Annotated in this window: 18 protein-coding genes and 1 pseudogene; 6 read left to right on the top strand and 13 right to left on the bottom strand. The window is 61.8% G+C overall.

The window, feature by feature from the left end; all coding sequences use genetic code 11:
• Both ACCAA_RS22540 and ACCAA_RS22205 read left to right on the top strand, forming a co-directional pair.
• The coding region (locus tag ACCAA_RS22540; RefSeq protein ID WP_186408374.1) for a serine hydrolase at positions 1-245 on the top strand (245 nt) is incomplete at its 5' end.
• A pseudogene (locus tag ACCAA_RS22205) lies at positions 194-1,000 on the top strand (serine hydrolase). The gene ACCAA_RS22540 and the pseudogene ACCAA_RS22205, both read left to right, overlap by 52 nt.
• A 139-nt stretch (positions 1,001-1,139) precedes the next feature.
• Here the strand turns inward: ACCAA_RS22205 and ACCAA_RS16620 are convergent.
• The 3 genes from ACCAA_RS16620 to ACCAA_RS16610 form a co-directional block, all read right to left on the bottom strand.
• Positions 1,140-2,981, bottom strand: a complete 1,842-nt coding sequence (locus ACCAA_RS16620; protein ID WP_186408372.1) for a caspase family protein — start codon at positions 2,979-2,981, stop codon at positions 1,140-1,142.
• A gap of 7 nt (positions 2,982-2,988) precedes the next feature.
• The gene (locus ACCAA_RS16615) at positions 2,989-4,776 is read right to left on the bottom strand and encodes a gamma-glutamyltransferase family protein (RefSeq protein WP_186408371.1); all 1,788 of its coding nucleotides are present in this window, start codon (positions 4,774-4,776) and stop codon (positions 2,989-2,991) included.
• Positions 4,777-4,873: 97 nt separating this feature from the next.
• Positions 4,874-5,965 carry a lipocalin family protein gene (locus ACCAA_RS16610; RefSeq protein WP_186408370.1) on the bottom strand — a complete coding sequence of 364 codons (1,092 nt, stop codon included), beginning with the start codon at positions 5,963-5,965 and terminating at the stop codon, positions 4,874-4,876.
• A 600-nt stretch (positions 5,966-6,565) separates the two neighbouring features.
• Between ACCAA_RS16610 and nusG the strand changes: the two genes are divergently transcribed.
• Positions 6,566-7,087: a transcription termination/antitermination protein NusG gene (nusG, locus tag ACCAA_RS16605; RefSeq protein ID WP_186408369.1), complete on the top strand. Its 522-nt coding sequence runs from the start codon at positions 6,566-6,568 to the stop codon at positions 7,085-7,087.
• Positions 7,088-7,181: 94 nt separating this feature from the next.
• Positions 7,182-7,472 (top strand): hypothetical protein, encoded by a 291-nt coding sequence (locus ACCAA_RS16600; protein ID WP_186408368.1) that lies wholly within the window; start codon positions 7,182-7,184, stop codon positions 7,470-7,472.
• Here ACCAA_RS16600 and ACCAA_RS22765 read toward each other — a convergent pair.
• The 8 genes from ACCAA_RS22765 to mltA all read right to left on the bottom strand — a co-directional run bounded on the left by ACCAA_RS22765 (position 7,423) and on the right by mltA (position 17,543).
• The gene (locus tag ACCAA_RS22765; RefSeq protein WP_186408367.1) at positions 7,423-7,575 is read right to left on the bottom strand and encodes an Rpn family recombination-promoting nuclease/putative transposase; all 153 of its coding nucleotides are present in this window, start codon (positions 7,573-7,575) and stop codon (positions 7,423-7,425) included. The two genes, ACCAA_RS16600 and ACCAA_RS22765, sit on opposite strands and share 50 nt — an antisense overlap.
• A 27-nt stretch (positions 7,576-7,602) precedes the next feature.
• Positions 7,603-9,831: a polysaccharide biosynthesis tyrosine autokinase gene (locus ACCAA_RS16590; RefSeq protein ID WP_186408366.1), complete on the bottom strand. Its 2,229-nt coding sequence runs from the start codon at positions 9,829-9,831 to the stop codon at positions 7,603-7,605.
• 190 nt (positions 9,832-10,021) lie between these two features.
• Entirely contained in the window at positions 10,022-11,212 is a 1,191-nt protein-coding gene (locus tag ACCAA_RS16585; protein WP_245754627.1) for a polysaccharide biosynthesis/export family protein, read from the bottom strand.
• Between the two features lie 93 nt (positions 11,213-11,305).
• Positions 11,306-11,758, bottom strand: coding sequence for a low molecular weight protein-tyrosine-phosphatase (locus ACCAA_RS16580; RefSeq protein ID WP_186408365.1), 453 nt, complete (start codon positions 11,756-11,758; stop codon positions 11,306-11,308).
• Between the two features lie 12 nt (positions 11,759-11,770).
• Positions 11,771-13,333 carry an MraY family glycosyltransferase gene (locus tag ACCAA_RS16575; protein WP_186408364.1) on the bottom strand — a complete coding sequence of 521 codons (1,563 nt, stop codon included), beginning with the start codon at positions 13,331-13,333 and terminating at the stop codon, positions 11,771-11,773.
• A gap of 132 nt (positions 13,334-13,465) precedes the next feature.
• Complete coding sequence (locus ACCAA_RS16570; protein WP_186408363.1) at positions 13,466-14,275, bottom strand: NF038130 family PEP-CTERM protein; 810 nt, start codon at positions 14,273-14,275, stop codon at positions 13,466-13,468.
• A 599-nt stretch (positions 14,276-14,874) separates the two neighbouring features.
• A complete protein-coding gene (locus ACCAA_RS16565) occupies positions 14,875-16,077 on the bottom strand; it encodes an ammonium transporter (protein WP_186408362.1) in 1,203 nt (400 codons plus the stop codon).
• Between the two features lie 176 nt (positions 16,078-16,253).
• Complete coding sequence (mltA, locus tag ACCAA_RS16560; RefSeq protein WP_186408361.1) at positions 16,254-17,543, bottom strand: murein transglycosylase A; 1,290 nt, start codon at positions 17,541-17,543, stop codon at positions 16,254-16,256.
• A 119-nt stretch (positions 17,544-17,662) separates the two neighbouring features.
• Here mltA and ACCAA_RS16555 point away from each other — a divergent pair, with 119 nt between their 5' ends.
• Together ACCAA_RS16555 and ACCAA_RS16550 are read left to right on the top strand one after the other, a co-directional pair.
• A complete protein-coding gene (locus ACCAA_RS16555) occupies positions 17,663-18,625 on the top strand; it encodes an ATP-binding protein (protein WP_186408360.1) in 963 nt (320 codons plus the stop codon).
• A gap of 37 nt (positions 18,626-18,662) precedes the next feature.
• Positions 18,663-19,619 (top strand): Nudix family hydrolase, encoded by a 957-nt coding sequence (locus ACCAA_RS16550; RefSeq protein ID WP_186408359.1) that lies wholly within the window; start codon positions 18,663-18,665, stop codon positions 19,617-19,619.
• A gap of 3 nt (positions 19,620-19,622) precedes the next feature.
• On the opposite strand, the gene glgX is transcribed toward ACCAA_RS16550, so the two are convergent.
• A complete protein-coding gene (glgX, locus tag ACCAA_RS16545) occupies positions 19,623-21,704 on the bottom strand; it encodes a glycogen debranching protein GlgX (RefSeq protein ID WP_186408358.1) in 2,082 nt (693 codons plus the stop codon).
• On the bottom strand, positions 21,701-22,229 hold a 529-nt coding region (locus ACCAA_RS16540), incomplete at its 5' end, for an alpha amylase C-terminal domain-containing protein (RefSeq protein WP_186408357.1). The genes glgX and ACCAA_RS16540, both read right to left, overlap by 4 nt.

The raw sequence follows: 22,229 nt of genomic DNA, 5'->3' as shown, positions 1-22,229 counted from the left end.
CTGCGGGCTACGCTGCAAAACTGTCGACGCCAGATTTCTACGGAATGACGACGCCGTTAACAAAGGGCAGCAAGGCGCCGGGCGGCGATACCGTCATGCGGATCGGATCGATCACCAAGGCGTTCACCGGCGAGGTGCTCGCGCACCTTGCGACCAGGAACACCGTGCAGCTCGCGCGGCCGCTGATCAAGTCGTGGCCGGAGCTTGCCGCCGTGGCGAGGCAGAAGTCCGGCAAGTCGGCCTGATCGATCTCGCGACGCAGTCCGGGGGGCTGCCGCGCGAGGTACCGCATGCGCAGGCGAAGTCTACCGACAACCCGTTCGCACCAATCACGGTCGAGGCGCTCGAGGACTTCTTGGGCAAGGAGCCCCTCCTGTTCAAGCCAGGTCGTTCCGTGCATTACTCTAATTTCGCTTTCGACCTCTTTGCCATCGGCATGTCAAAGGCGGCCAACAAGCCTTAGCCAGCGCTTCTCGAGGAGTACGTCACCCCTCCTCTTGGACTCAAGGACACGGTGTTCGCGCTCAACGACGCGCAGAGACAGCGACTGATGCAGGGACACGGTTTTGGTGGCGAGCCGCTGCCAGACGTTTCGTCCGGTCCCGTTATCGTTGGCTCGGGCGGGCTCTACTCGACGCCGAACGACATCCTCAAGTGGATGCAATGGCATCTCGACCGCTTCGGTGAGAAGGATGCCGCGACGCGCGTGGCTGATCACTCGCTGTATCTCGTTCGCGACGGACTCCAGAGCGTAACGGGCATGGACGAGTCGGGCCACATGGATGCCATGGGCCTGGCCTGGGTGGGCATGATGCCGAAGGGCGACCGTCCATTCATCTTGCAAAAGGCCGGCGGGCTGCAGGGAACGTTCACGTACCTCGCCTTCGCGCCGGCGCGCGGCATCGCCGTGTACGTCGCCATCAACCAGTTCAACTTCGGCGCCGCGATGGCGACGGCGACGCTCGCCAAAGACCTGATCGCGACGCTCGCGCCGCGCTGATCGGGCTGACGGTCGCCGGCAGCAAATTGCCGCCGCCCTGCGAGGCCGTCATTCCCGCGCAGGCGGGAAGCCAGCATGTACCCTGGCTCATCTTGCAACAAGATCATGGATCGCTGGATTTCCGCCTGCGCGGGAATAATCAGGGCGCGCAATTGCTCTTGATGACATGACTGCGTTTCAGGCCGCCGGTCGGTGTCACACAGGTGGTCTCGATGGTCTGCTGGCGTAACGAGACGAGCTCGTGCCTTTCGACCTGGCCGAAGCGCCCCATTTTGTTGCGGGCGATGAATTCCCGCCTGACCGGAAAATTCAGGCCCGGTACCAGCCACAGAATGACGTTCAGCCGTGCGCCATTGGTCATGTTCCAACCCTCTCCTTCGATTCTGAAACTGTCGAAGCTTCCGGCGGGAATACTGACGGTTTCCCGCTTGACGATGTGCAGGTCGTAGTACGCATTCGAGGTTTTCCCGCCCTGGGTTCGACGGAAAGCGGCAGTCCATTTCTTGCCGACCTGAAACTCGGCGGGTGTCCATTGCACCGGCGAATCGAATTCCACCGCCCCACTCTTGATCGTGTTGCCCATCAGGTCCGCGACGAACACGCCATTGTTGAACTCGACGCGGTCCTCGTCGTAATCAACCCGCGTCACGCGCAAGCGGTAGGTCTTTTCCTCGATACCGGTCAGGAGGTCGGATTGCCTTATGACGGCCAAATCACCCACGGTATAGATGCGGCCAAGCGGATAGCGACCGGCCGAAAACGGATTGGTCGAGGGCGCGATCAGCACTGGCGCTTTGACGCCCGGCCCGATTTCGACTATGGGTGAGGTCGGCGCCGGCGCTGCGGCCGAAACAGGTTCCGGCTTTTGTGTCTGTGCGGGTGTCGCGGTTGCCGCTGGAACCGGCGACGGATCCTGACCCGGGACTGTGGCCGCTTTTGTGCCCGCCGGCTGCGCCAGTTTCTGTGGCTTGACGCGCTCGAGCCGCTTCTGTTCTTCCCTTTGCCGCTCCTCGGCCGCGAGCCTCTCGACTTCCGCCAGGAGGCGGGCCAATCGCATCTGGGCAATTTCGGCGAAGCGGCCATTGGGGAAGGTACGCAGGTAGTTCACCCAGTCATCGATTCTTTTCGACGACTTGATGCGCGTCCATTCGGTCACGTCGGCTTCGAGCTGTTGCTCCAGTTCGCCTTCGGTGAGTTTCCTGCTTCCTTCGCTGAAGATGAACACGTCGCCTTCCAGCGATGTGCTTTCCCAGGGAATCTGTGCGCCCTGCGAGGCCAGGCGCACGTTGAGGCGCACGCGCTTGAGGGCGTCCTCGATGCGGGTGTTGCGCTGCGACAGCTCGCGCACCAGATTCTCGGTATATAGACCGTTCTGCCCCTCGCCGTCCGAGGCCACGTTGCCGGGCGAGGTGGCATACGCGAGCAGGCTGCCGACCGGCGCGTCGAACTGCGACAGCCCCTTCTGCTCAGGGCGGTAGGCGGTGCCGAAGGGGTTGTTGCGGCAGGCGTCGAGGATGACGACGAAGGTCTTGTCCTTCGCCGCGCTGAACTGGGCAAGCAGCAAGCCCAGGTCGACGCAGCGCTGCTTGATGTGCTCCGGCTTGCCGATCTGGGCATCGACCGGCAACAGGTAGTTGCGCCAGTCGAGCTGGGCGCCGTGCCCGGCGTAATAGAAAACGACCTGTCTGGTTTCCGCTCTCCTGGCCGCCGCGCCGAAGCGCTCGATGGCGGCCATCATGGCGCTACGCGTGGCATCGAGGTGCGAATCGACGGTGAAGCCGGCCAGGGCGAACAGTGCGCCGATGGCGCGGGCATCGTTCGCGGGATTGACCAGCGGCGCGGCGCCGTAAGCGCTGTTGCCGATGACCAGGGCCAGGCGCGAGGGATCAGGTGTTTCGGCGCCGGCGGCCCAGCCCGGACTGAAGGACAGGGCCGGGGGCAGGGCGACGAGAGCCTTGATGAAGCTGCGACGCGTGGTCATGGCGTGATCATTCCCCCAGCACACTGCCCTCGCGCCGCGGGTCGGCGCCACCCAGGAAGCCACCACGAATCCTCTCGATGGCCTGCAGTCCACTGGTCATCGGGATTTGGTTCACTGCATGTCCGCGCGCCTTGAGCGCGTCGATAAAGGTTGGCGTGAAACGTCCTTCTTCGAGCAGTGTCGGGCCGTTCAGCGACCCGAAGTTGGGTAGGTCGATGGCCTGCTGCGGCGTCAATCGCCAGTGGAGCGTCGCATAGAGCAGCTTGGTGGTGTAATGGATGATCAGTGCGCCACCTGGCGATCCGCCGCTCATCAGCACTTCGCCCGTATCCGCATCAAAGACCAGCGTCGGGCTCATCGACGAACGCGGCCGCTTGCCCGCTTCGACACGGTTGGCGACCGGTAGGCCGCTGCCGTCGTGCGAGGTAAAGGAGAAGTCGCTGAGTTGGTTGTTGAGCAGAAAACCCCTGACCATCTGGCGCGCGCCGAAAGCGTCCTCGATCGTGGTGCTCATCGCCAGCGCGTTGCCGTAGCTGTCCACGATGCTCAGGTGCGACGTGCCATATTCGAGCTGTTCGGGCATTGGCGCCTGCGTCGTCCTTTCCGGCCACGGCGATCCCGGCTTGGCGACCTGCATGCTCTTCTCGCCGATCAACTGCCTTCTGCTGGCGAGGTAGTCGGGCCTGATCAGCGAGTACCAACTGCCCGCGGGTGCCGCGACAAAGTCCGGGTCTGCGACATATTGGGCCCGATCGGCGAAGGCAAGGCGCGAGGCTTCGCTGTAATAATGCATCCACAGCGGATCGGTCAGCGACAGCGACCCGGCGTCCGTGTCGTTGAGGATGCCGAGAATCTGGGCAATGGCGATACCTCCCGAACTCGGTGGCGGAAAACCGCAGAGGCGGTAATTCCGCGGTGGGTCGACCTGGCGTGGCGCATGGTCGCTGCAGAAAGGCGTACGCCGTTTCGGCTGGTAGTCGGCCAGGTCGGTCATGCTCAGCTTACCGGGGTTGTCGGGGTGTTTCTGCACCTTGTCGACGATCGCCTGAGCGATCTCGCCCTCGTGCAGCGCAGTCGATCCTTCGCTGGCGATTCTGCGCAGAACGCCGGCAAGTTGCGGATTCCTGAGCGTGCTGCCAATCGCCACCGGCTGACCGTTCGGATCGTAGAAATAGGCTGCTGCCGCCGGGTCCTTGCGGAGGTTGGGATCGGCCTTGAGCAGCGCATGCAGGCGCTGACCCACCGGGAAGCCGTTCTCGGCCAGACGGATTGCCGGCGCAAAGAGGGTCGCCCAGGGCAGCCTGCCGAACTCGGTGTGCGCCATCTCGAGCATTCGCACAGCGCCCGGCACACCCACCGCGCGGCCACCGACGATGGCTTCATGAAATCCCATCGCCTTGCCGTCGGCGTGCAGGAACAGCGTTTCGTCGACTCCCGCCGGCGCCGTCTCACGGCCATCGAAAGCCACTGTTTTGTGGCCGTCGTAGTACAGCAGGAAGGCGCCTCCGCCGATCCCGCTGGACTGCGGTTCGACGAGCGTCAGCACCATCTGGGCAGCCACCGCCGCGTCGATCGCCGAGCCGCCGGCCTGGAGGATGGCGACTCCGGCTTCGCTGGCCAGTGGATTCGCCGTCGCCACGGCAAATTTTTGACCACGCCAGCCGGGCTGTGCCGTGTGGCCCGAGTCCCCTTCGGGCTGGCGAATCCCGGCGCCGGCGGCGACTGGCGGGGTGATCGGTTGAACCGTGCTGCAGCCAGCCGCCAGCAGGGTCAGCGCGACGTAAATCGGTTTCATGGCCATTCTCCGATTGCTCCTAGTGTTTCGATGCCGAGGCCCCCGGCTTTGTCTCATCCACGTCGCCCGCGCGTCCAGGCGAAGCCGCAAGCCTGGTTTACTTCCCGCCAGCCCCCGACACCGGCTCGTAACCGCTCAACTCCATGAAGCCCACACCTGTCTGCGAGCCGCCCGCTTTGACCGCTCCCTCCCAATAAACATTCAGAGTCGTCAGCCGGGCATCGAACTGGCTGTGGCGGATCACCGGCTCCAGTTTCAGGTCGACGCCCTTGCTCGGCACGGCAAGCGTCCAGTCCATCGGATACACCACCCCCGAAGACGGGCTTTTCCACGTGCCGCGCGCTTTCGCCGTGAAATCTGCCGCCCCCAGCGCGGTGACCACCGCATCCTTGGCGTAGGTTCCCATGCGCAGCACAGGCCCACCCTGACGATCAAATAATTCGAAGATCATCAAATCCGCCCCGTCCGCCAACTGCAGGGCAAACCAGTTCCAGCGCAACTTCGACGCTTCAAAATCGCCCCACTGGTGGTCGAACCAGACCTCGCCCCGCACGCGCTTGTTAACACCATCGATCATCAGGCTGCCTTCGGCCTTCATGCGTGGGCGCGACGTGTAATAAGTACTGCCCGCCGACCCCAGATCGAGCAAGCCGGCTACCGGAGTGCCGGGTGCCTGATGCAGCACCGGCGCCTGGCTGTCATTCAAGGCGAGATCAAGGGCAAAACCCTTGCCGGCCATCTTCACCGTATGTTTGGGCCCCGAACCCGTTATCTGCCAGGGACCAAACGTAAAGCCAAATCCGTCAGCCCGGCCATCCGAAGGCTTACCCTCTGTCCTCGCCTGATCGGTGTAATGCTTGCCCGACTGATGATCCAGTAGAGAGCCATGAAAAGCCATGTGCGTCATCGCGCCCTGAAGCAGGAAAGCGGCCACATGAAACGAGTAACGCTCACCGGCATCAGTCTGTACATGCCCGCTGTAGTACCACCACTCGGTTGTGTTCTCGTGCGGCGCGTCGTCGGCCGGCAACTTGACCGCAGGCCTCCTGCCGGCCGCTTGAAGCAACTGCCCGGAGCGCTCTGACGGAGCATTGCCCGGCAGCCCTTCCGGCGCTCTGGGCACATGGGCTGGTCTGAAAAACAAAACCCAAGCCATGATCGACAATACAATGAGCCAGCCAATGACCACTGGCCAGCGGTAGCTCCTGAACCAGCGGGACGACCCTACACGGGGCCTCGATCGGTGTGCCCGCCGCAGCCGGGGAGCGGTCGTCATGACCATTGAGTGAGTCCAGTTATCTCGATGTTCAGAATGGCCTCCAGCGAAATCGTCGCCTTGTTTACCGATCGGAAACCTGGCGAAAAGACGTTCCAATGATTATACATAGTCACGAACGCCTGGTGAGTAAGTGTGGAATCGCCAGGGTGCGATTGAAAAATGTTGGCTGAAAGGGACTAAGCGGTAGGCGGCCTGGGCAAAATCGCAGGTCGGGTTAGCGTACTCGGAAATTTCCAACCACCGGAAGCCTTGAGCGTCGGGTTACGGCCGGCGGTCTGACCTGACCTACGGCTGTTGTGGGCCGTAGGGCAGGAAACAGGAGGAGGCCTGAGCAGGCTTTATGGCCATTGCCGGGCAGCTTGAGCAAACCCCATTTCGCGCTGGCTACGCTGATCATGAAGTCATTTGACTACCGGCGCAGGATGCGGGGATACTTCGCGTAGTGGCAGGATTCCCGTTCTTTCCGACTGCTCGTGAACGTCCCAAGCAGCTTTTCTTGGCCCGAAATCCATGATCTCCTCCCTACTCCCGGCGCGACCCTGGTACGTCTGCTTCACCAAGCCCCGGCGTGAGGCGCTCGCCGTGCGCAAGCTTGAGGAACAGGGTTACGAGGTATTCCTGCCCTTCCTTACGCAGTGGCAAAAGACAAGGGACGGCTGGTCGAGAAAGCAGCAGGTGATGTTCCCACGTTACGGCTTTGTGCGCTGCAGCCGCTGCGAGCAAAGCATCGCCCCCATTCGCAGCACTCCCGGCGTCAGCGGACTGGTGACCTTCGGTACCGTCCCCGCCGCGCTGGATGAAGCGACGCTGGAAGCGATTCGCTCTCTGGTTGAACGCCAGGCAGGAGGAGCCGCCGCTGACGGGGCGTGTCCTTTCCAGACCGGCGACGCTGTGGACATATCGGCCGGTCCGCTCAAGGGCCTGTCGGGGGTCGTGTCCGCATTCGCCGGCGAACGGGTGACCGTGTTGCTCACGCTGCTGGGCCGCGAGAAGCCTGTAGCGATACCGACCGGCCACTTGACGCTGACCTGATCTACTTCGCGTGGGTCAACAAGGCCTGATTCCGGTTCTCGACATGATTCTTTTACATCGAACCCAGCGGTTACCTGCAGTGAACCACGGACCGATGGACAAACAGACCCCGCCCAGCGACGACTACGACACCCACTGGAAAGATGCTGTCACGCGCTACTTCCCCGAGGCGCATCGGCAGATCGACTGGATCCGCGGATATACCTTCCTTGATCAGGATTACGAACGCAACCGGGACAAGCAACGTATCATCGACCGGTTCAGCGTCATAGACTGGATGATGCAAGTGTCTCAGGGCTTGCAAAATCAACTCTGGCAAGAACTCGAACGTCAACTCACCCGCCGCTTCGGCCCGCCACGCGTGGACAGTAGTTGCTACGACTGACTACATTCGCGCCGGACAGAATCGTCAACTCATCGGCGAATTGCCGGCTCACGCGCCAAGTCGCCGTGCCGTGATAGACCACGACCGGCACGATAACCGGCAAGCGGCCAGCGGCCAGAATTCCCGGCGCTCAGTTTTTATAAGAATAGCGATAGACGTAACCCTTGTACCCGTAACGATACCGCTGGCGCTCAGTATTGAGGTCGTTGAAGACGAAGCCCTTGACTTGTACTCCGGCCTGGTTCAGCCGCTTGACTGCTTGCTCCAGCTCCTGGATGGGGTGTTTTCCGGCGCGCGCCACGATCAGGGTTGCGCCCACCAGGCGCCCGATGATCGCTGCATCGGAAACCGCCAGCACCGGGGGGGCGTCGACGATGATGGTGTCGAAGAGTTGGCCAAGTTCGGCGAGCAGGGTTTCGAAGCGCTGATGCATGAGGAGTTCGGACGGGTTCGGCGGAATCTGTCCCGTGGTGACAATCGATAGATTGGGAATCTGCGTTGGCTTGACGATATCGGTCAGCGTCGCCTGGCCAGCAATGTACTCCGAAATGCCGGTCACCCGGCCCACCCCGAATTCCTTGTTGATATGCCCGCGGCGCAGGTCGGCGTCGACAATCACGATACGCTTCCCAGCCTGAGCCAGCACCGCGCCCAGGTTCTTGGAGATGAAGCTCTTGCCGAGGCCGGGGCTGGAGCCGGTGATCAACAAGGAGTTTTGCCGGGAATCGAGCATGGCAAAGTGCAGCGTGGTGCGCAGGCTGCGCAGGCTTTCTACGGCGTCGTCTTCCGGCTGGCTTATGGCCAGCAATTCGCCCGCGCCCTGGCCCGTCTTCAGCTTGCGGCTCAGTGCCAGCTCCGCCGTGCTGTGCGGTATGGAGGCGTAGACCGGCAGTCCCAGCCTGGCTTCGATGGTTTCCGGGTCTTCTACCACGACACGCAGTGCACGCAGAAACCAGATGGCCACCAGGCTGGCCAGTAAGCCGAGCAGAGCGGCAATGGCGAGAATGGCAATCGGCTTGGCGCCGACCGGCGTGCTTGATACGGCGGCGCTATCGATGATGCGCACATCGCCGACCGTGCCGGCCTTGGACACCTTGAGCTGTTGAGCGGTATTGAGCAGTTCGGTATAGAGCTTGGTGGAGACTTCGACATCACGCGCCAGGCGAAGTACGGTTTGCTGGGTGTCCGGCAGTCGGGATACTTCGCCTTCGAACTGCTTGCGGCGCTCATTCAGGCGCGCCAGTTTGGCATCTACGGCCTGGAGGGTGGGGTGTTCCGGGGTAAAACGCTGACGAAGTTCTTCGCGTTCCTGCTTGAGCTTGAGTGCGCCGTCTTCAATGTCGACCACGGACTTGAGCAGGCCCTGAGTTTCCAGGGTTAGATCGAGCGAGCCGCGGGTTCGACGATAGTCATTGTAGGCGGCCTCGGCGGCGTCGACTTGCACCTTGAGTGCAGGAAGTTGGGAATCCAGGAATTTGAGGGTTTTTTCCGCTTCGGCGGAACGGCGCTCGACATTCTGCCGGACATAGGTGTTGAGGATTTCATCAAGAACAGCAGCGATCTGGTTTGCATCCCTGCCGAGCAAGGCGAGTTCCAGGATGCCGGACTTCTTGCCGCGTTCCTTGACCGAATACTGCTTTCGCAAGTCATCGATGGCCGATTCGCTTGACTGCTTCATCAGCCGGAAACGCGTACCCGGCCGTGCCTTGAGTTGTGCGATAAAGATCGAAAACCCTTTGTCGCTGGCGCGCACACCCGTCGTACCCTGGAGGACGACTTCGTCATCGTCATTAACTACGGTGAACGCGCCGGCTTCTCCAGCGATAAGCAGCAGTGGCTCGTCCAGGTAGGGTTTCGGCACGTCGAGCGAATCGACCTGGATGGTCTCACCTCCCCAGGCGTAGCTGGAGAAACCGAGAACCGCATCGTTGGGCTCACTGCCCACATAACGGCGCGCAACTGCGTTGCCGATCACCGGCATCGTCCTGGGTGCGGCAACGATGTCGAGTTTGAGCCGGTCGACGACGCGGCCGAGCACCATGCGCGAGGCCAGGATCTCAAGTTCGGCCGACACCGTGGTGTCGTCACCGAGTAGCGGTTGCAATGCTTTGAGCGACCCCATGCCAGAGGTTTTTTCTTCGACCTGAATCAGGCCATCGGCGCGGTAGATCGGCCTGGAGACAACAACAACGAACAGGCCGATGATCAGGGCGACCAGGGTAAGCGCAGCAATCAGCCAGCGGTATTCCAGGGTGATGCCAATGATCTCACCCAGCGAGATGCCTTCGTCGTCATCCTCAAGGGCGATCTGTGACGGTATCCCTGAAGCGGCTGCGGGGTGGTGCTGTTCTTGTTCCATGCGTTGTCCGTTGTTGCCCACGCCCGGCGTCAGGCCGGGCGTGGAGTATTGCTGGGCAGACCTTTACGACGTAAGTCGCTTCAGCGACTTACGAACCACCCCTCTCCCGTATTGCGGGAGAGGGGTGCGGGAAACGGTCATGACTTTCCTCATCTGAGGTGTCGCGTAAAGTCATGACCGTTCAGGAGTGCTACTGATTGATCTGACGGCCGCCAAAAAGCGGGTAACGCGTCAAGCTGGTGTTGTAGAGCAAGAGAGACGTCGGCAGAAGGTTGGTGATCACGCGGTTCCAGCGAACGATATCTGCGGCATCGACGTAGATGATGTCACGCGGGCGTAGCGGAAAGCGGTCAGCGAGCAGCATGGCGTCAGGCGAGGCGCCATCGAGGTGGAAAAGTTCCGGCGTCTCGCTGTCGCCGCGCATGACGTAGATCCAGCGCGGGTTGGCGCGGTCCTGGTGGATGTAGCCGGCGTCGCTCAAGGCTTCTGCCAGCGTCGAGCGTTTTTTGTTCATGACCATCGATCCGGGCTTGACGACCTCACCGAGGACAAAGATCTTGTTGAAGCTGCGGTCGGAGACATTGACGATATCTCCCGGCTCAAGCAGGACGTTCTGCTCGGTGGCGCCGTCCTGGTACATGGCCTGGATGTCCACCCGATAAGTCGTTCCGCGACGGCTAAGCAAGACCAGGCTGTAATCCGCTTCGGGGGTGAAGCCGCCGGCACGATTGACCGCTTCCAGGACGGTCATCGGAACGTCATTGATCTCCTGGATGCCCGGTTTGGCGACTTCGCCGACGACATAGACCCGCTTGCTGCGGAACATGGCCATGCGGACGTCCAACTGGACCTTTTCGATATACTTGGCAAGCTTGCGGGTCAGGATGTCACGTACCTCCCGCGTTGTCTTGCCTTCGACCTTGATTATGCCGACATAGGGATAAAAGATCGTCCCGTTATCGTCAACGACGGTACCGGCCTGTTCGGCGGTACGAAAGCTGCCGGCGGGTACGGTTAGTTCGGGATGGTCCCAGACGATGATCGAGATGATGTCACCGGGGCCAAGGGTGTAGTTGTAGTCGAGCGTTGGCGTCGCCCGATCGACCTGCGAGCGTACCGGACCGCTGCTGTCCGAACTGCCCACCGCACGCGTCGGACGGGCGACCTTGTACATGTCGATGATCAACTCGGCGGTAATCGGCTTGACCTTCACATTTGCCGGCGCGAGTTCCTCTCCTGTGTGTACGGGCATCTTGACTTCGGATTGATCACGCACGGTAAAGGGGGCGTTGCCGGGTACCAGAGCACAGGCGGAGAGGAGCGACACGGCAACGATGCAGGCCAGCAGCAGCCGAAGTTCTTGGGGCAGTGGAACAGGCACTTTCAATCGAAATCCTTATTCTTGAGACATGAAACCTGACTGCGCATGGCGCAATCGCCAGCGCAGCAAGCAGTATGTTCACACGACTTTTGTTTATCCAGCGGACGTCAGTTTTCCTAGCCAGGGCTTGATGGCTGCGTCAATGAGTTTCACGGCGTCGGTATGCGCCTGCTCTCCGCGCTGGTAGGGGTCGGGTATATCGCCATCGATCCAGTGTCCGAGCAGGAATGTCTTGCCTCGTGCGGTAGGATCCAGGGCAAAAATTGCCTGACGATGGTGTTTCTCCATGACCAGTACCAGATCTGCCTGTCGCAAGTGCTCGATCGTCAGTTGCGTTGCCCGATGCGCGCCCAGATCCAGTCCGCGTGCCTGCATCATGGCCTGTGCTGTCTCGTCCGCAGGATGATTTACGAGAGCGCCAATACCCGCCGAAACGACCCGTCCTTCCCAGCACACAGAACTCTCAAGCTCCTGCCGCAGGAGATATTCGGCGACCGGGCTGCGACAGATGTTGCCAGTGCAAACGACCAGAATCGTGTTAAACAAGACGGCTCTCTTTCAAATAATGCTGAGAGGTGGATCCTGCACCTGAGCGGCTCCCGGCTTGGTCCTGCTTTTGTCTCCCACGGTTGAATAAATCTCCGTATTGTACTGTGGTTTGCGACGCTCCCCTTCCCGGTTCCGGACTACCTGCTCTGCTCTCTCATCGGTTACGGCGCCAGTGTCCCGGCGATCGTGCTCCTTAGTGCGCTGCATCAGCAGGCGCACCTGAACGCCGGGCCGGCCGTCAAGGCGCAACTTGATCCGCGCCATCAACCGTCTGATTTCGCCGAGCGATGCTTCGTTTTCGTTGCCCACGATCTCAACCATGCCGTAGGTGTTGCTGGCTGCCAAAGCCTTGTGATTGTTCCGATGCAGGCTGATCCGATAGTCGTGCAGACAGCCGAGTTCATTCCTGAGAATGGCCAGTATCTCCCGTGAAGCTGCCTTCGGGAAATGCCCGATAAAAACGCCGTGGGCATGAGCGCTGGGGAGACCCAGGGCAAGGTTGGCTCGACGGAGAGCAGGTACAACCCGCCAAGGCTGAACAGTAAAATAAAAATAGGCAGCAAAAATCACCAGAAACAGCCCAAACATCAGATACTCGGGGACGGCCAGGAGCAAACCGGCAATGCCAATCGCCCCAAGCCCTGTTTGCACCAACGAGATGATCCACACCGTGTCATTGACTCTGAAGCCGGCACGAATGAAGAGGTGATGCAGGTGATTTCTGTCGGCACAGAACGGGGATTTTCCCATCGAGAGACGGCGTAGCATGACACCGATCGTATCAATCAGCGGCACGCCAAAAAGCCACAAGGCAGTCACCGGCGTCATGGCTCGCTGTTCCCCTTGGGACAGCGCAATGAACAACCACGCCAATACAAAACCAAGTAGCATGCTGCCGTTGTCACCGAGAAAAACCCTGGCTCTGCTGTTCGATGGATAGCGCAGGTTGAAGTACAGGAAACCCGCAACGCCGCCCATTACGGCAATAATCAGAAGAAGATAGACGTTGTTGCCGGCGAATCCAGCTACCAGGGCAACAAAACCCAGGCTGATGAACGCCAAGGAGCCGGAAATGCCGTCAATGCCATCGATCATGTTGAACGCATTGATGAGACCCACCGTGGCAAAAACCGTGAATGGAGCAGCCCACACGCCAAGCTTGATGCCGTTCCCGAGAGCCAGTTGACCCAGTGACTGGAGTTCGACCCCTCCCAACACGATCATCAACATGGCGACCAAGCCCTGAATGAAGAAACGGGTGCGGAAGTTCAGGTTCCAGATGTCATCGGCCAGCCCGGTAGCAAAAAGGATAGCGCCGCCCAGCGCCATCACATGGAGCGGGTGAAGCGATATGTCCGGAAAGTAACGCGGTGTCAAATAAATGGCAGCGATCAAGACTGCGAAGACACCGAAACCGCCTGTGAAAGGTGTACTGATATCGTGCTGCTTGTGACCACCGGGCTGGTCAAGGATTCCGAAGTGGCCCATAAGCGACATCGCGATTCGAATCGTGACGATCGAAATGAATACGCAGATGCCAAAAAAAAGGCTTATCGACACAACTTTTTCCACCGGGTGAGGGTTTGCTGCGGTTTTCGAAGGTCGGCAACCCTGGTTTTTGACATCCTGAAGGCACACAAAGGCGAGTGAGTGGCACTTTCTGGTGCCCCTCACTGGTGCTTTGTGGGGTTATAACTTGCCGTATCAGCGACGGCGGCGGGTGAGCAGCAGGCCCAGAAGACCCAGTCCGAACAGTGCAAGTCCTGCTGGCTCCGGCACGAAGGGGTCGGGGTAGTTGCCTGAATAAGATACCCCATCGGCTGCGTGAACCCCCGATGCCGTTGCATGGAACCCATAGTGGTAGGTCGGGTCGGCGCCATCGAACGATACCTTCACAACCTCACTTGCTTGCTTCCCTGGAGCCAAAGGAATGCCGCTGATGGCGCTCAGGAACGGGCTTGCGTCAAGCAGTCCGGCCAGACCAAAGGAAAGTGTGTCGCCCGTAATATCGACGTAGGAGATATTGGGGTCGCTTACGAGCTGCCAAGGCTTGTAACTACCAATACTGAGGTTAAAAAACTTGCCAAGGGCAACCGCGAGCTGCGCCGGTGTCAGCATGCTCCCGAATGCTGCAGTAGCTGCATCCTGAATGTAGCTGATTGCCAGCGCGTTGCTATTGGCCGTCCAGTCCGTCAAAACCAGACTGCTGAACGTAACCGTGTGACCATCCGCTGTTCCGCTTAACACAGTGACCGGGCCGCCGAATTTGCTCAGTTCAACGTTGCCACCCGGTGTCGCTGGATTGCCGCCGAGAGCGATTGCCGCTGCACCAAGACCAGCGTTTGGTGTTGGGTAAAGGGTCTTAAGGGTAGGGTCAAGGGTAGAGTTGACATCCCAAACGATATAGTTCCCGGTAATAGAAGTCAGTGTGATCGGCGTAGCGGATGCGCCAAAGGAGGCGGCCATCGCCAATGCTGCAACAGTAGCTTTTGTCTTGCTGGTAACAGTAATCATGGAAAAATCCTCCAGCGATGTCGATCGATCGGCACCGTGATCGACCCAACGAATGTTAAACGACCCCAAAACGGCAGTAAGCGTCTTCCAACGAGAGACTTATGCTGCACTGCGCGCAAAAATAACCACATGAAGCGCAAAGCAATATCCGTGCCTAAACACCAATAACCTATAAAATCAGTAAGTTAAGAATTTTTCAAACGTCGCATATCGAACAAGTGTAAAAAATTCCGACACTGAAGTGTACTGAAGTGTAGCAGACGGCAAATCCCGCCGCCCGAAATCCTTCCGGTGGCGAGCCAAGTGAAAGACCACAACTCAACGATTCGACGCCGCCCGACGTGACGCAACGTCTCTCAACCGCGCAAACGCTGACCGTTACCGAGAGAGCTTCCCGCGAAGCTTATCACTTCTGGCGGTGGACTCCGCGTACGGTACGCGAAGCGCGGTCCATCAAATTAGCGTCCACTGCTCGAAAACCACTGAGCGCGTGTGGCGGCGTCGGCCAATGACGATTCCGTATCCCGTCATTCCTGCGTAGGCTGGAAGCCCGCAGGGCTACGGCGATATCTTCACAGACTCTGACTCCTGAACTCCACCTACCAGTTCGGGTCGCGTTCGGGGGTGGCGGTGATCTTGTGGATCGACAGATCGGCGCCGTTGTATTCCTGTTCCTGATCGAGGCGCAGTCCAATGGCGGTCTTCAGCAGTCCATAGACGAGGCCACCGCCGATCACCGCAATGGTGATCGCGAGCCCGGTCATCAGCAGTTGTGGCATCAGGGCGACGCCGCCGACGCCGCCCAGCGCCTTGCTGCCGAAAATGCCGGCGGCAATCCCTCCCCAGGCGCCGCAAAGGCCATGCAGGGGCCAGACGCCGAGGACATCGTCAATCTTCCAGCGGTTCTGGGTCAGCGTGAACATGATCACGAACAGCCCGCCGGCAACGCCACCGACGAGCAATGCACCGATAGGGTGCATCAGGTCGGAGCCGGCGCAGACCGCGACCAGGCCGGCGAGCGGGCCGTTGTGCACGAAGCCAGGGTCGTTCTTGCCGGCCACCAGGGCGACCAGCGTGCCGCCGACCATGGCCATCAGCGAGTTCATCGCCACCAGGCCGGAGATCTTGTCGATCGTCTGCGCGCTCATGACGTTGAAGCCGAACCAGCCGACGGTGAGAATCCAGGCGCCCAGCGCCAGGAACGGGATCGATGACGGCGGGTGCGCCGAAATCCGTCCTTCCTTCGTATATCGCCCGTAGCGTGCGCCGAGCAGCAGAACCGCGGGCAGGGCGATCCAGCCGCCCATGGCGTGCACGACGACCGACCCGGCGAAATCGTGGAACTCTTCGCCGTAGGTGGCCTTCAGCCAGGCTTGAATGCCGAAGGCCTGATTCCAGGCGATCCCTTCAAAGAACGGGTACACGAAGGCCACGATGAGAAACGTTGCGGCCAGTTGTGGATAGAACCTGGCGCGCTCGGCGATGCCGCCCGAAACGATGGCCGGGATCGCTGCCGCGAAGGTGAGCAGAAAGAAGAACTTGGTCAGCTCGTAGCCATTCTTCTGAACCAGCGTTTCGGCGCCGGAGAAGAAGTTCACGCCGTAGGCGATGCTGTAGCCGACGAAGAAATAGGCGATCGTCGATACCGAGAAGTCGGTCAGGATTTTCACCAGCGCGTTTACCTGGCTCTTCTTGCGTACGGTGCCCAGTTCGAGAAAGGCAAAGCCGGAATGCATGGCCAGCACCATGATGCCGCCAAGCAGAATGAAGAGAACGTCGCTACCAGACTTGAGCACTTCCATGGCTCCTCCTGAAATTTGGGTCGCAGCCATCAAGCAATCTTCAGGCCAGCACCAGATAGTGCGGATCTTCAATGACTTGTGCTTCGTTGCGGGGAATGCGCGCACCATTGATGGGCGATTTCCCTGAGTCGCGCACCAGGATAGGGATCAATGCACCACTTTGTATCGTGCACCACCTATTTTGGTGCGGCTCCGGGAGGCAGAAGTAGCCACATTTGTCCCGACTGTTTCATGCGCCCGGCCTGTGCGCCCGCCGCCGCGCCGAAACCCCAGAACAGGTCGGCCCGAACCGCACCGCGAATCGCGCCGCCGGCATCCTGGGCCAGTACCAGGCGACGCAGCGGCGTCGCTGACTCGGGTTGGCTGGTCGACAGGAAAACGGGCGTCCCCAGCGCTACGTGTTTGGGATCGACGGCGATACTGCGCTCCGGGGTCAGCGGCACGCCGAGAGCGCCGCTGGGGCCTTCGGGGCCGTCGGTGCCCACGCTGCCGTTGCCCTTGAGCGGCTGTTCGCGGAAGAAGACGTAACTCGGGTTGGCGTTGAGCAGCTCGTTGACCCTGGTCGGGTTGGCCCGCGCCCATTGCTTTATCCCCTGCATCGACGCCTGCTCGAGCGTCAACTCGCCGCGGTCGACGAGCACCCGGCCGATCGACTGGTACGGGTGGCCGTTCTGGTCGGCGTAGGCCAGGCGCGTCGTGCTGCCATCGGCGAGCTTGACTCGGCCGGAGCCCTGCACCTGCAGAAAGAACAGTTCGACGGGGTCGTCGACCCAGAGCAGGGCGCGATCGGCGGAGTCCTTTTCGCGGTTGGTGATCTCGCTGCGCGAGAAGTAGGGAACGACCCGGTGTCCCTCGAGGCGGCCGCGCAGGCGCATGTTCTTCAGGTCGGGCAGCACCGAGGCGAGGTCAATCGTCAACAGATCGGCGGGTACGCCAAGCACGGGCTGCAGATAAGGCTTGCCGCGAGTGCGCGAGCCGCGCAGCAGTGGCTCGTAGTAGCCGGTGATCAGGCCACTCGTTGTGCCGTCGGCATTGGTCAGCAGCCAGGGCTGAAGGCGCGACTCGAAGAAGCGACGGACGGCGGCAGTGCTCGGGCTGGCGAGACCCTTTGCCTCTTCGCAGACTGACTTCCATTGTGGCCACTGCGGCCGGCTGACAAGCGCGCGGCACGAGAGCAGGAAGGTCGGCCAGGCGGCGGCGAGATCGTCGTCGCCCCAGCCCGGCAGTTCGTTCCAGCGCGCGGCCTGCAGCGGTTTGGCGGCTGGCACCTGGCTCCCGGCGGCTGCGCCGCACTGGGGACAGAGCGGGCAAGAAGGTGGGGCTGAAGTGGTGGCACTGGTTGGCGTCGTTGGACAGGTGGCGGCGGGGGCTTCTCTGGTCGCGCTGCCGCCACCGCAGGCGGTGAGCAGCGCTGTGAAAAGCGCTGCCGCAAGCGGGAGGGCGCGTCGCGATTGGCTTTTGAACATGGCTTCTTTGAAAGTCGCGTGAGGGAAACAGTCATGACTTTCATTATCGGCGTGTCTTGAGAAGTCATGACCGTTTGGCTAGAGTGTCGGGTTGGTCAACCTGCGAAGTATACTGTCCGATGAGCGATCCATTCCGGCAACTTGCAAGCTTTCTCGCCCGCGCCGAGCAACTTCTCGATCGTATCGAGCCCTTGCTGCCGCCGGCCTCACCGATTCCGGACTGGCGCCTGGCTTCTGCGTTTCGCTGGCGCACGCGTCGTGGGGTCGGCTATCTGCAGCCGATCGTCCGGCTGCCGGCGATCAGGCTTGGCGATCTGCATGACATCGACGATCAGAAGGCACGGATCGATCTCAACACGCGCCATTTCGTCGCCGGCCTGCCGGCCAACAACGTGCTGCTCACCGGCGCGCGGGGATCGGGCAAGTCGTCGCTGGTCAAGGCTCTGCTCAATGAATACGCGGCCAAGGGGCTGCGCGTGATCGAGGTCGAAAAGGGCGACCTGACCGATCTGCCCGACATCGTCGAGTTGATCGACAGACGTCCAGAACGCTTCATCATCTTCTGCGACGACCTTTCGTTCGACGCCGGTGATGCGCGTTACAAGGCGCTGAAAGTGGTGCTCGATGGTTCGCTCGCGGCGCCTCCCGAAAATGTCCTGATCTACGCCACATCGAACCGCCGTCATCTGATGCCCGAGTACTTCGCCGAGAACCTGGAGAGCAAGCGCGTTGGCGAGGAGATCCATCCCGGTGAAGCGATCGAGGAGAAAATCTCGCTCTCGGAACGTTTCGGCCTGTGGATTTCCTTCTATCCCTTCGATCAGGACGCCTACCTCAAGATCGTCGCCTATTGGCTGAAGTCCTTTGGCTGCCGCGACGACGAGATTCCCAAGGCAGAACGCGACGCCCTCAACTGGGCGCTCGAACGTGGTTCGCGCAGCGGCCGCGTGGCCTGGCAGTTTGCCAGGGACTGGGCGGGACGGCAGCGCGAGTCGCCGCCGAGAGAACCGCTGCGGCCGCGCAGCAAGGTGCCTGCCGAGTCGTCGGCGGCCGCACGCAAGCGCTCCGGGAGCCGGTCTTGACCCGCAGCAGGCGCGCTGATTCGGCGACGAGCGGCCGATGATCCCGGTCACCGAAGTAGCGGCTGCGGTATTGCTGCGTGGCGACCCGGCCGCACCCGAGTTCCTGCTCGCTCAGCGCCCGGTCGGCAAGGTCTACGCCGGCTACTGGGAATTCCCCGGCGGCAAGGTCGAGGCGGGCGAGACAGCGCGCCAGGCGCTGGTCCGCGAGCTGCAGGAAGAGCTCGGCGTGACCGTCGACCAGGCCTGGCCGTGGGTCTGCTGCGAGTTCACCTATCCGCACGCGACGGTTCGCCTGCGCTTCTTCCGCGTCACTTCGTGGCACGGCGAGATTACGCCCATCGAGCACAGTGGTCTCCGCTGGCTCAAGGTCGATGAAGCGGCGAGCGTGGCGCCGATCCTGCCGGCCAATGGCCCGATCCTGCGCGCGCTCGCGCTACCGGCGGTCTACGCGCTGACCTATGCCGAAGAACTCGGGCCGGCAGCCGAACTGGCGCGGCTGGAAAAAGCGCTGGCCACGGGCTTGCGTCTGATCCAGGTGCGCGACAAGACCCTGCCACCGGCGCAGCGCGAGCGTTTCGCGCGTGCGGTGGTGGAACTGGTGCGGCCGTGGAATGAGTGGAATGGGGCCAGCGTTCTGATCAACGACGACCCGGAGCTGGCTCGCGCGGTTGGCGCTCAGGGCGTGCACCTGTCGTCGACGCGACTCTGGCAGAGCGTCCGGCGGCCCGAATTCGAGCGCGTCGCCGCCTCGTGCCACACAGCCGCCGACCTCAAGCGGGCGGCCGAACTGGGCCTCGACTTTGTCGTCCTCGGCCCGGTGCTGCCGACGGCCAGCCATCCCGACGCCACTGGCATGGGCTGGCCGGAGTTCTCACGTCTGACCGCAAGCTCGCCGTTGCCAGTCTATGCGCTGGGGGGGCTGCAACCGGAGATATTGGAAACGGCGCGCAGTAGCGGCGGACACGGCATTGCGCTGCTGCGCGGCTGGCGCTGACACCTACGACTCCAGGCGGAGAAACTGCACGCTGCGCGCCGGCACTGTGCTCGCCTTTTCGCGCCGACACGTCGCGAAGGGAGTCTGCGCGCTGCTGTCGCAGACCTGCTCCCAGACTCCTGCCGGCAACAGGAAAGAAACCGGGATTTCGTCGCGGTTGATCAGGCACAGCAAGGCGCAACTTTCCTGCGCCAAGTGGCCGACTGCCGCCTCTGGTGTGAATTGCAGCCCGAAGCGCGCATTCCGACTGCCTTTGCGGCGTTCGACGAGACCAGACAGTGGCACGGGGGCAAGTTGCAGACCGAAGGCATTGAGCTTCCTGGACTGCCAATCGGTGTCTTGCATCGGCCGTCCTGCGGGATGCCACCAGAGCACATCAGGCTGCCCGTCGGCAGTCGCTTTACCGGTCAGCCATTGGCGTCGCCGAAGTTGCGGAAAGCGCTGGCGCAAGCTCACCAGTCCGGCGACGAAGTCGATCAGACCGTCGTCGGCGTGTCGCCAGTCGAGCCAGGTCAGCGTATTGTCCTGGCAGTAGGCGTTGTTGTTGCCGGCCTGCGTGCGACCGAGTTCATCGCCGCTCTGCAGCATCGGCACGCCCTGCGCCATCAACAGCGTGGACAACAGCGCGCGCTGCAGGCGACGGCGCTTTTTGAGGACCTGCGGGTCCTCGCTTTCGCCTTCCTCGCCGCAGTTCCAGGACAGGTTGTGGCCGTGGCCATCGCGATTACCCTCGCCATTGAGCTCATTGTGTCTGCTCTGATAACTGACGAGATCGCGCAAGGTGAAGCCGTCATGCGCGGTGATGAAGTTGATTCCCGCTTGCGGCGCGCGTCCGGCGAAGCCGAAGACCTCGCTCGACCCCGCCAGCCGCTGCGCCAGTTGTCCGACATCCGCCTCGTGGGTCAGCCAGAAGGCGCGCACGTCATCGCGGAAGCGATCGTTCCATTCGCTCCAGCCAGGCAGGAAACGCCCCAGGTGGTAACCATCCGGTCCGATATCCCAGGGCTCGGCGATCAGCTTGACGCGCTGGAGAAGGGGATCCTGCCTTTTGGCGTGCAGAAACGCACTGTCGCGCGTCAGGGCGGCGGCGAGATCGAAGCGGAAACCGTCGACGTGCATGACGTCGACCCAGTAGCGCAGCGCGTCCATGACCATTTGCAGAACGCGCGGGCAGGCGAGATTCAGGGTGTTGCCACAGCCGCTGAAATTCTCGTAGCCGGCGGGATTGTCGGCCGGCAAGCGGTAGTAGCTGGCGTTGTCGATGCCGCGGAACGAGAGCGTTGGCCCGGCCTCGTCGGATTCAGCAGTATGGTTGAAGACCACATCGAGAATCACTTCGAGGCCGGCGGCGTGCAGTGAGCGAACCATCGTCTTGAACTCGGCAATCACCGACTGTCCGCCGACGCGCGCCGCATAGCGCGGCTCGGGCGCGAAGAAGGCGAGCGTGTTATAACCCCAGTAATTGACACGTCCTTCGTTCGTCAGGCGTGGCTCGTCGAGAAAGTGGTGCACCGGCAGCAGGTTCAGTGCGGTGACGCCAAGCCGGTGGTAATGGTCGATCATCGCCGGCGCGGCGAGACCGGCGTAGGTGCCGCGCAGAGCCTCGGGAACGCCGGGGTGTTGTCGGCTCGCGCCCTTGACATGAACCTCGTAGAGCACCGTGTCAGTCCAGGGGATTGATGGCCGAACGTCGTCCCCCCAGTCGAAGGCTTCGTCGACGACGCAGGCCTTGAGGCAGTGCGCTGGATCATCCGGCGCCGGCCAGGAACTGCGGCCAAGCACTTCACGCGCGTAGGGATCGAGCAAGAGGCGTTGTCGGTCGAAGCGGTGGCCGCTGGCGGGAGCATTGGGGCCATGCACCCGGTAGGCGTAACGCAGCCCCGGAGCAGCGCCAGGGAGATAACCGTGCCAGACCTGATCGGTAAATTCGCGCAGGGGCAGGGTGCGCACCCGGTCGCCCTCGAATATGCACAAGTCCACTCCGTCGGCATGCGCCGAAAACAGCGCGAAGTTGACGCCGCGGCCGTCCCAGTGGGCGCCAAGCGGCCAGGGACGCCCGGCTGCAAGATCGGTGCCGGCGCTCATGCCAGCCACTCGAAGTAAAGCGCGGCCAGCGGCGGCAGCGTCAGGTTGAGCGACCAATCGCGGCCGTGCGCGGGGACCGGCTGCGCGTAGACCGGTTCGAAGCCGTTGCCGACGTTGCTGCCGCCGTAGAACTGCGAGTCGGTGTTGAGTCGCTCGCGATACGCGCCGGCCATCGGCACGCCGATGCGGTAGCCGTCGCGAACGACGGGCGTGAAGTTGCCGACATAGAGAATCGCCCGCGAGCGATCCCGCGCCCAGCGGACGAAGGCGACCACCGAACATTCGGCGTCGTCGGGAGCGATCCACTCGAAACCGGCCGGCTCGAAATCGACTTCGTGCAGCGCCGGATGGCTGCGGTAGAGGCTGTTGAGATCGCGGATCAGCGCGTGCATGCCGGCGTGCAGGGGGAAGTCGAGCAGCCCCCAGTCGAGCGAGGTGTCGTGATTCCACTCGTTCCACTGAGCGATTTCGCCGCCCATGAAGAGCAGCTTCTTGCCCGGATGCGCCCACATGAAGCCGTACAGC

Source organism: Candidatus Accumulibacter aalborgensis (assembly GCF_900089955.1).
Taxonomy (GTDB): domain Bacteria; phylum Pseudomonadota; class Gammaproteobacteria; order Burkholderiales; family Rhodocyclaceae; genus Accumulibacter; species Accumulibacter aalborgensis.
This window is presented reverse-complemented; position numbering and strand designations above follow the sequence as displayed.

Bases quoted from the DNA above. Each gene is read 5' to 3' on its own strand.
- ACCAA_RS16620 (WP_186408372.1), bottom strand. From the start codon at position 2,981: ATGACCACGCGTCGCAGCTTCATCAAGGCTCTCGTCGCCCTGCCCCCG.
- ACCAA_RS16615 (WP_186408371.1), bottom strand. From the start codon at position 4,776: ATGAAACCGATTTACGTCGCGCTGACCCTGCTGGCGGCTGGCTGCAGC.
- nusG (WP_186408369.1), top strand. From the start codon at position 6,566: ATGATCTCCTCCCTACTCCCGGCGCGACCCTGGTACGTCTGCTTCACC.
- ACCAA_RS16600 (WP_186408368.1), top strand. From the start codon at position 7,182: ATGGACAAACAGACCCCGCCCAGCGACGACTACGACACCCACTGGAAA.
- ACCAA_RS16590 (WP_186408366.1), bottom strand. From the start codon at position 9,831: ATGGAACAAGAACAGCACCACCCCGCAGCCGCTTCAGGGATACCGTCA.
- ACCAA_RS16570 (WP_186408363.1), bottom strand. From the start codon at position 14,275: ATGATTACTGTTACCAGCAAGACAAAAGCTACTGTTGCAGCATTGGCG.
- ACCAA_RS16565 (WP_186408362.1), bottom strand. From the start codon at position 16,077: ATGGAAGTGCTCAAGTCTGGTAGCGACGTTCTCTTCATTCTGCTTGGC.
- mltA (WP_186408361.1), bottom strand. From the start codon at position 17,543: ATGTTCAAAAGCCAATCGCGACGCGCCCTCCCGCTTGCGGCAGCGCTT.
- ACCAA_RS16555 (WP_186408360.1), top strand. From the start codon at position 17,663: ATGAGCGATCCATTCCGGCAACTTGCAAGCTTTCTCGCCCGCGCCGAG.
- ACCAA_RS16550 (WP_186408359.1), top strand. From the start codon at position 18,663: ATGATCCCGGTCACCGAAGTAGCGGCTGCGGTATTGCTGCGTGGCGAC.
- glgX (WP_186408358.1), bottom strand. From the start codon at position 21,704: ATGAGCGCCGGCACCGATCTTGCAGCCGGGCGTCCCTGGCCGCTTGGC.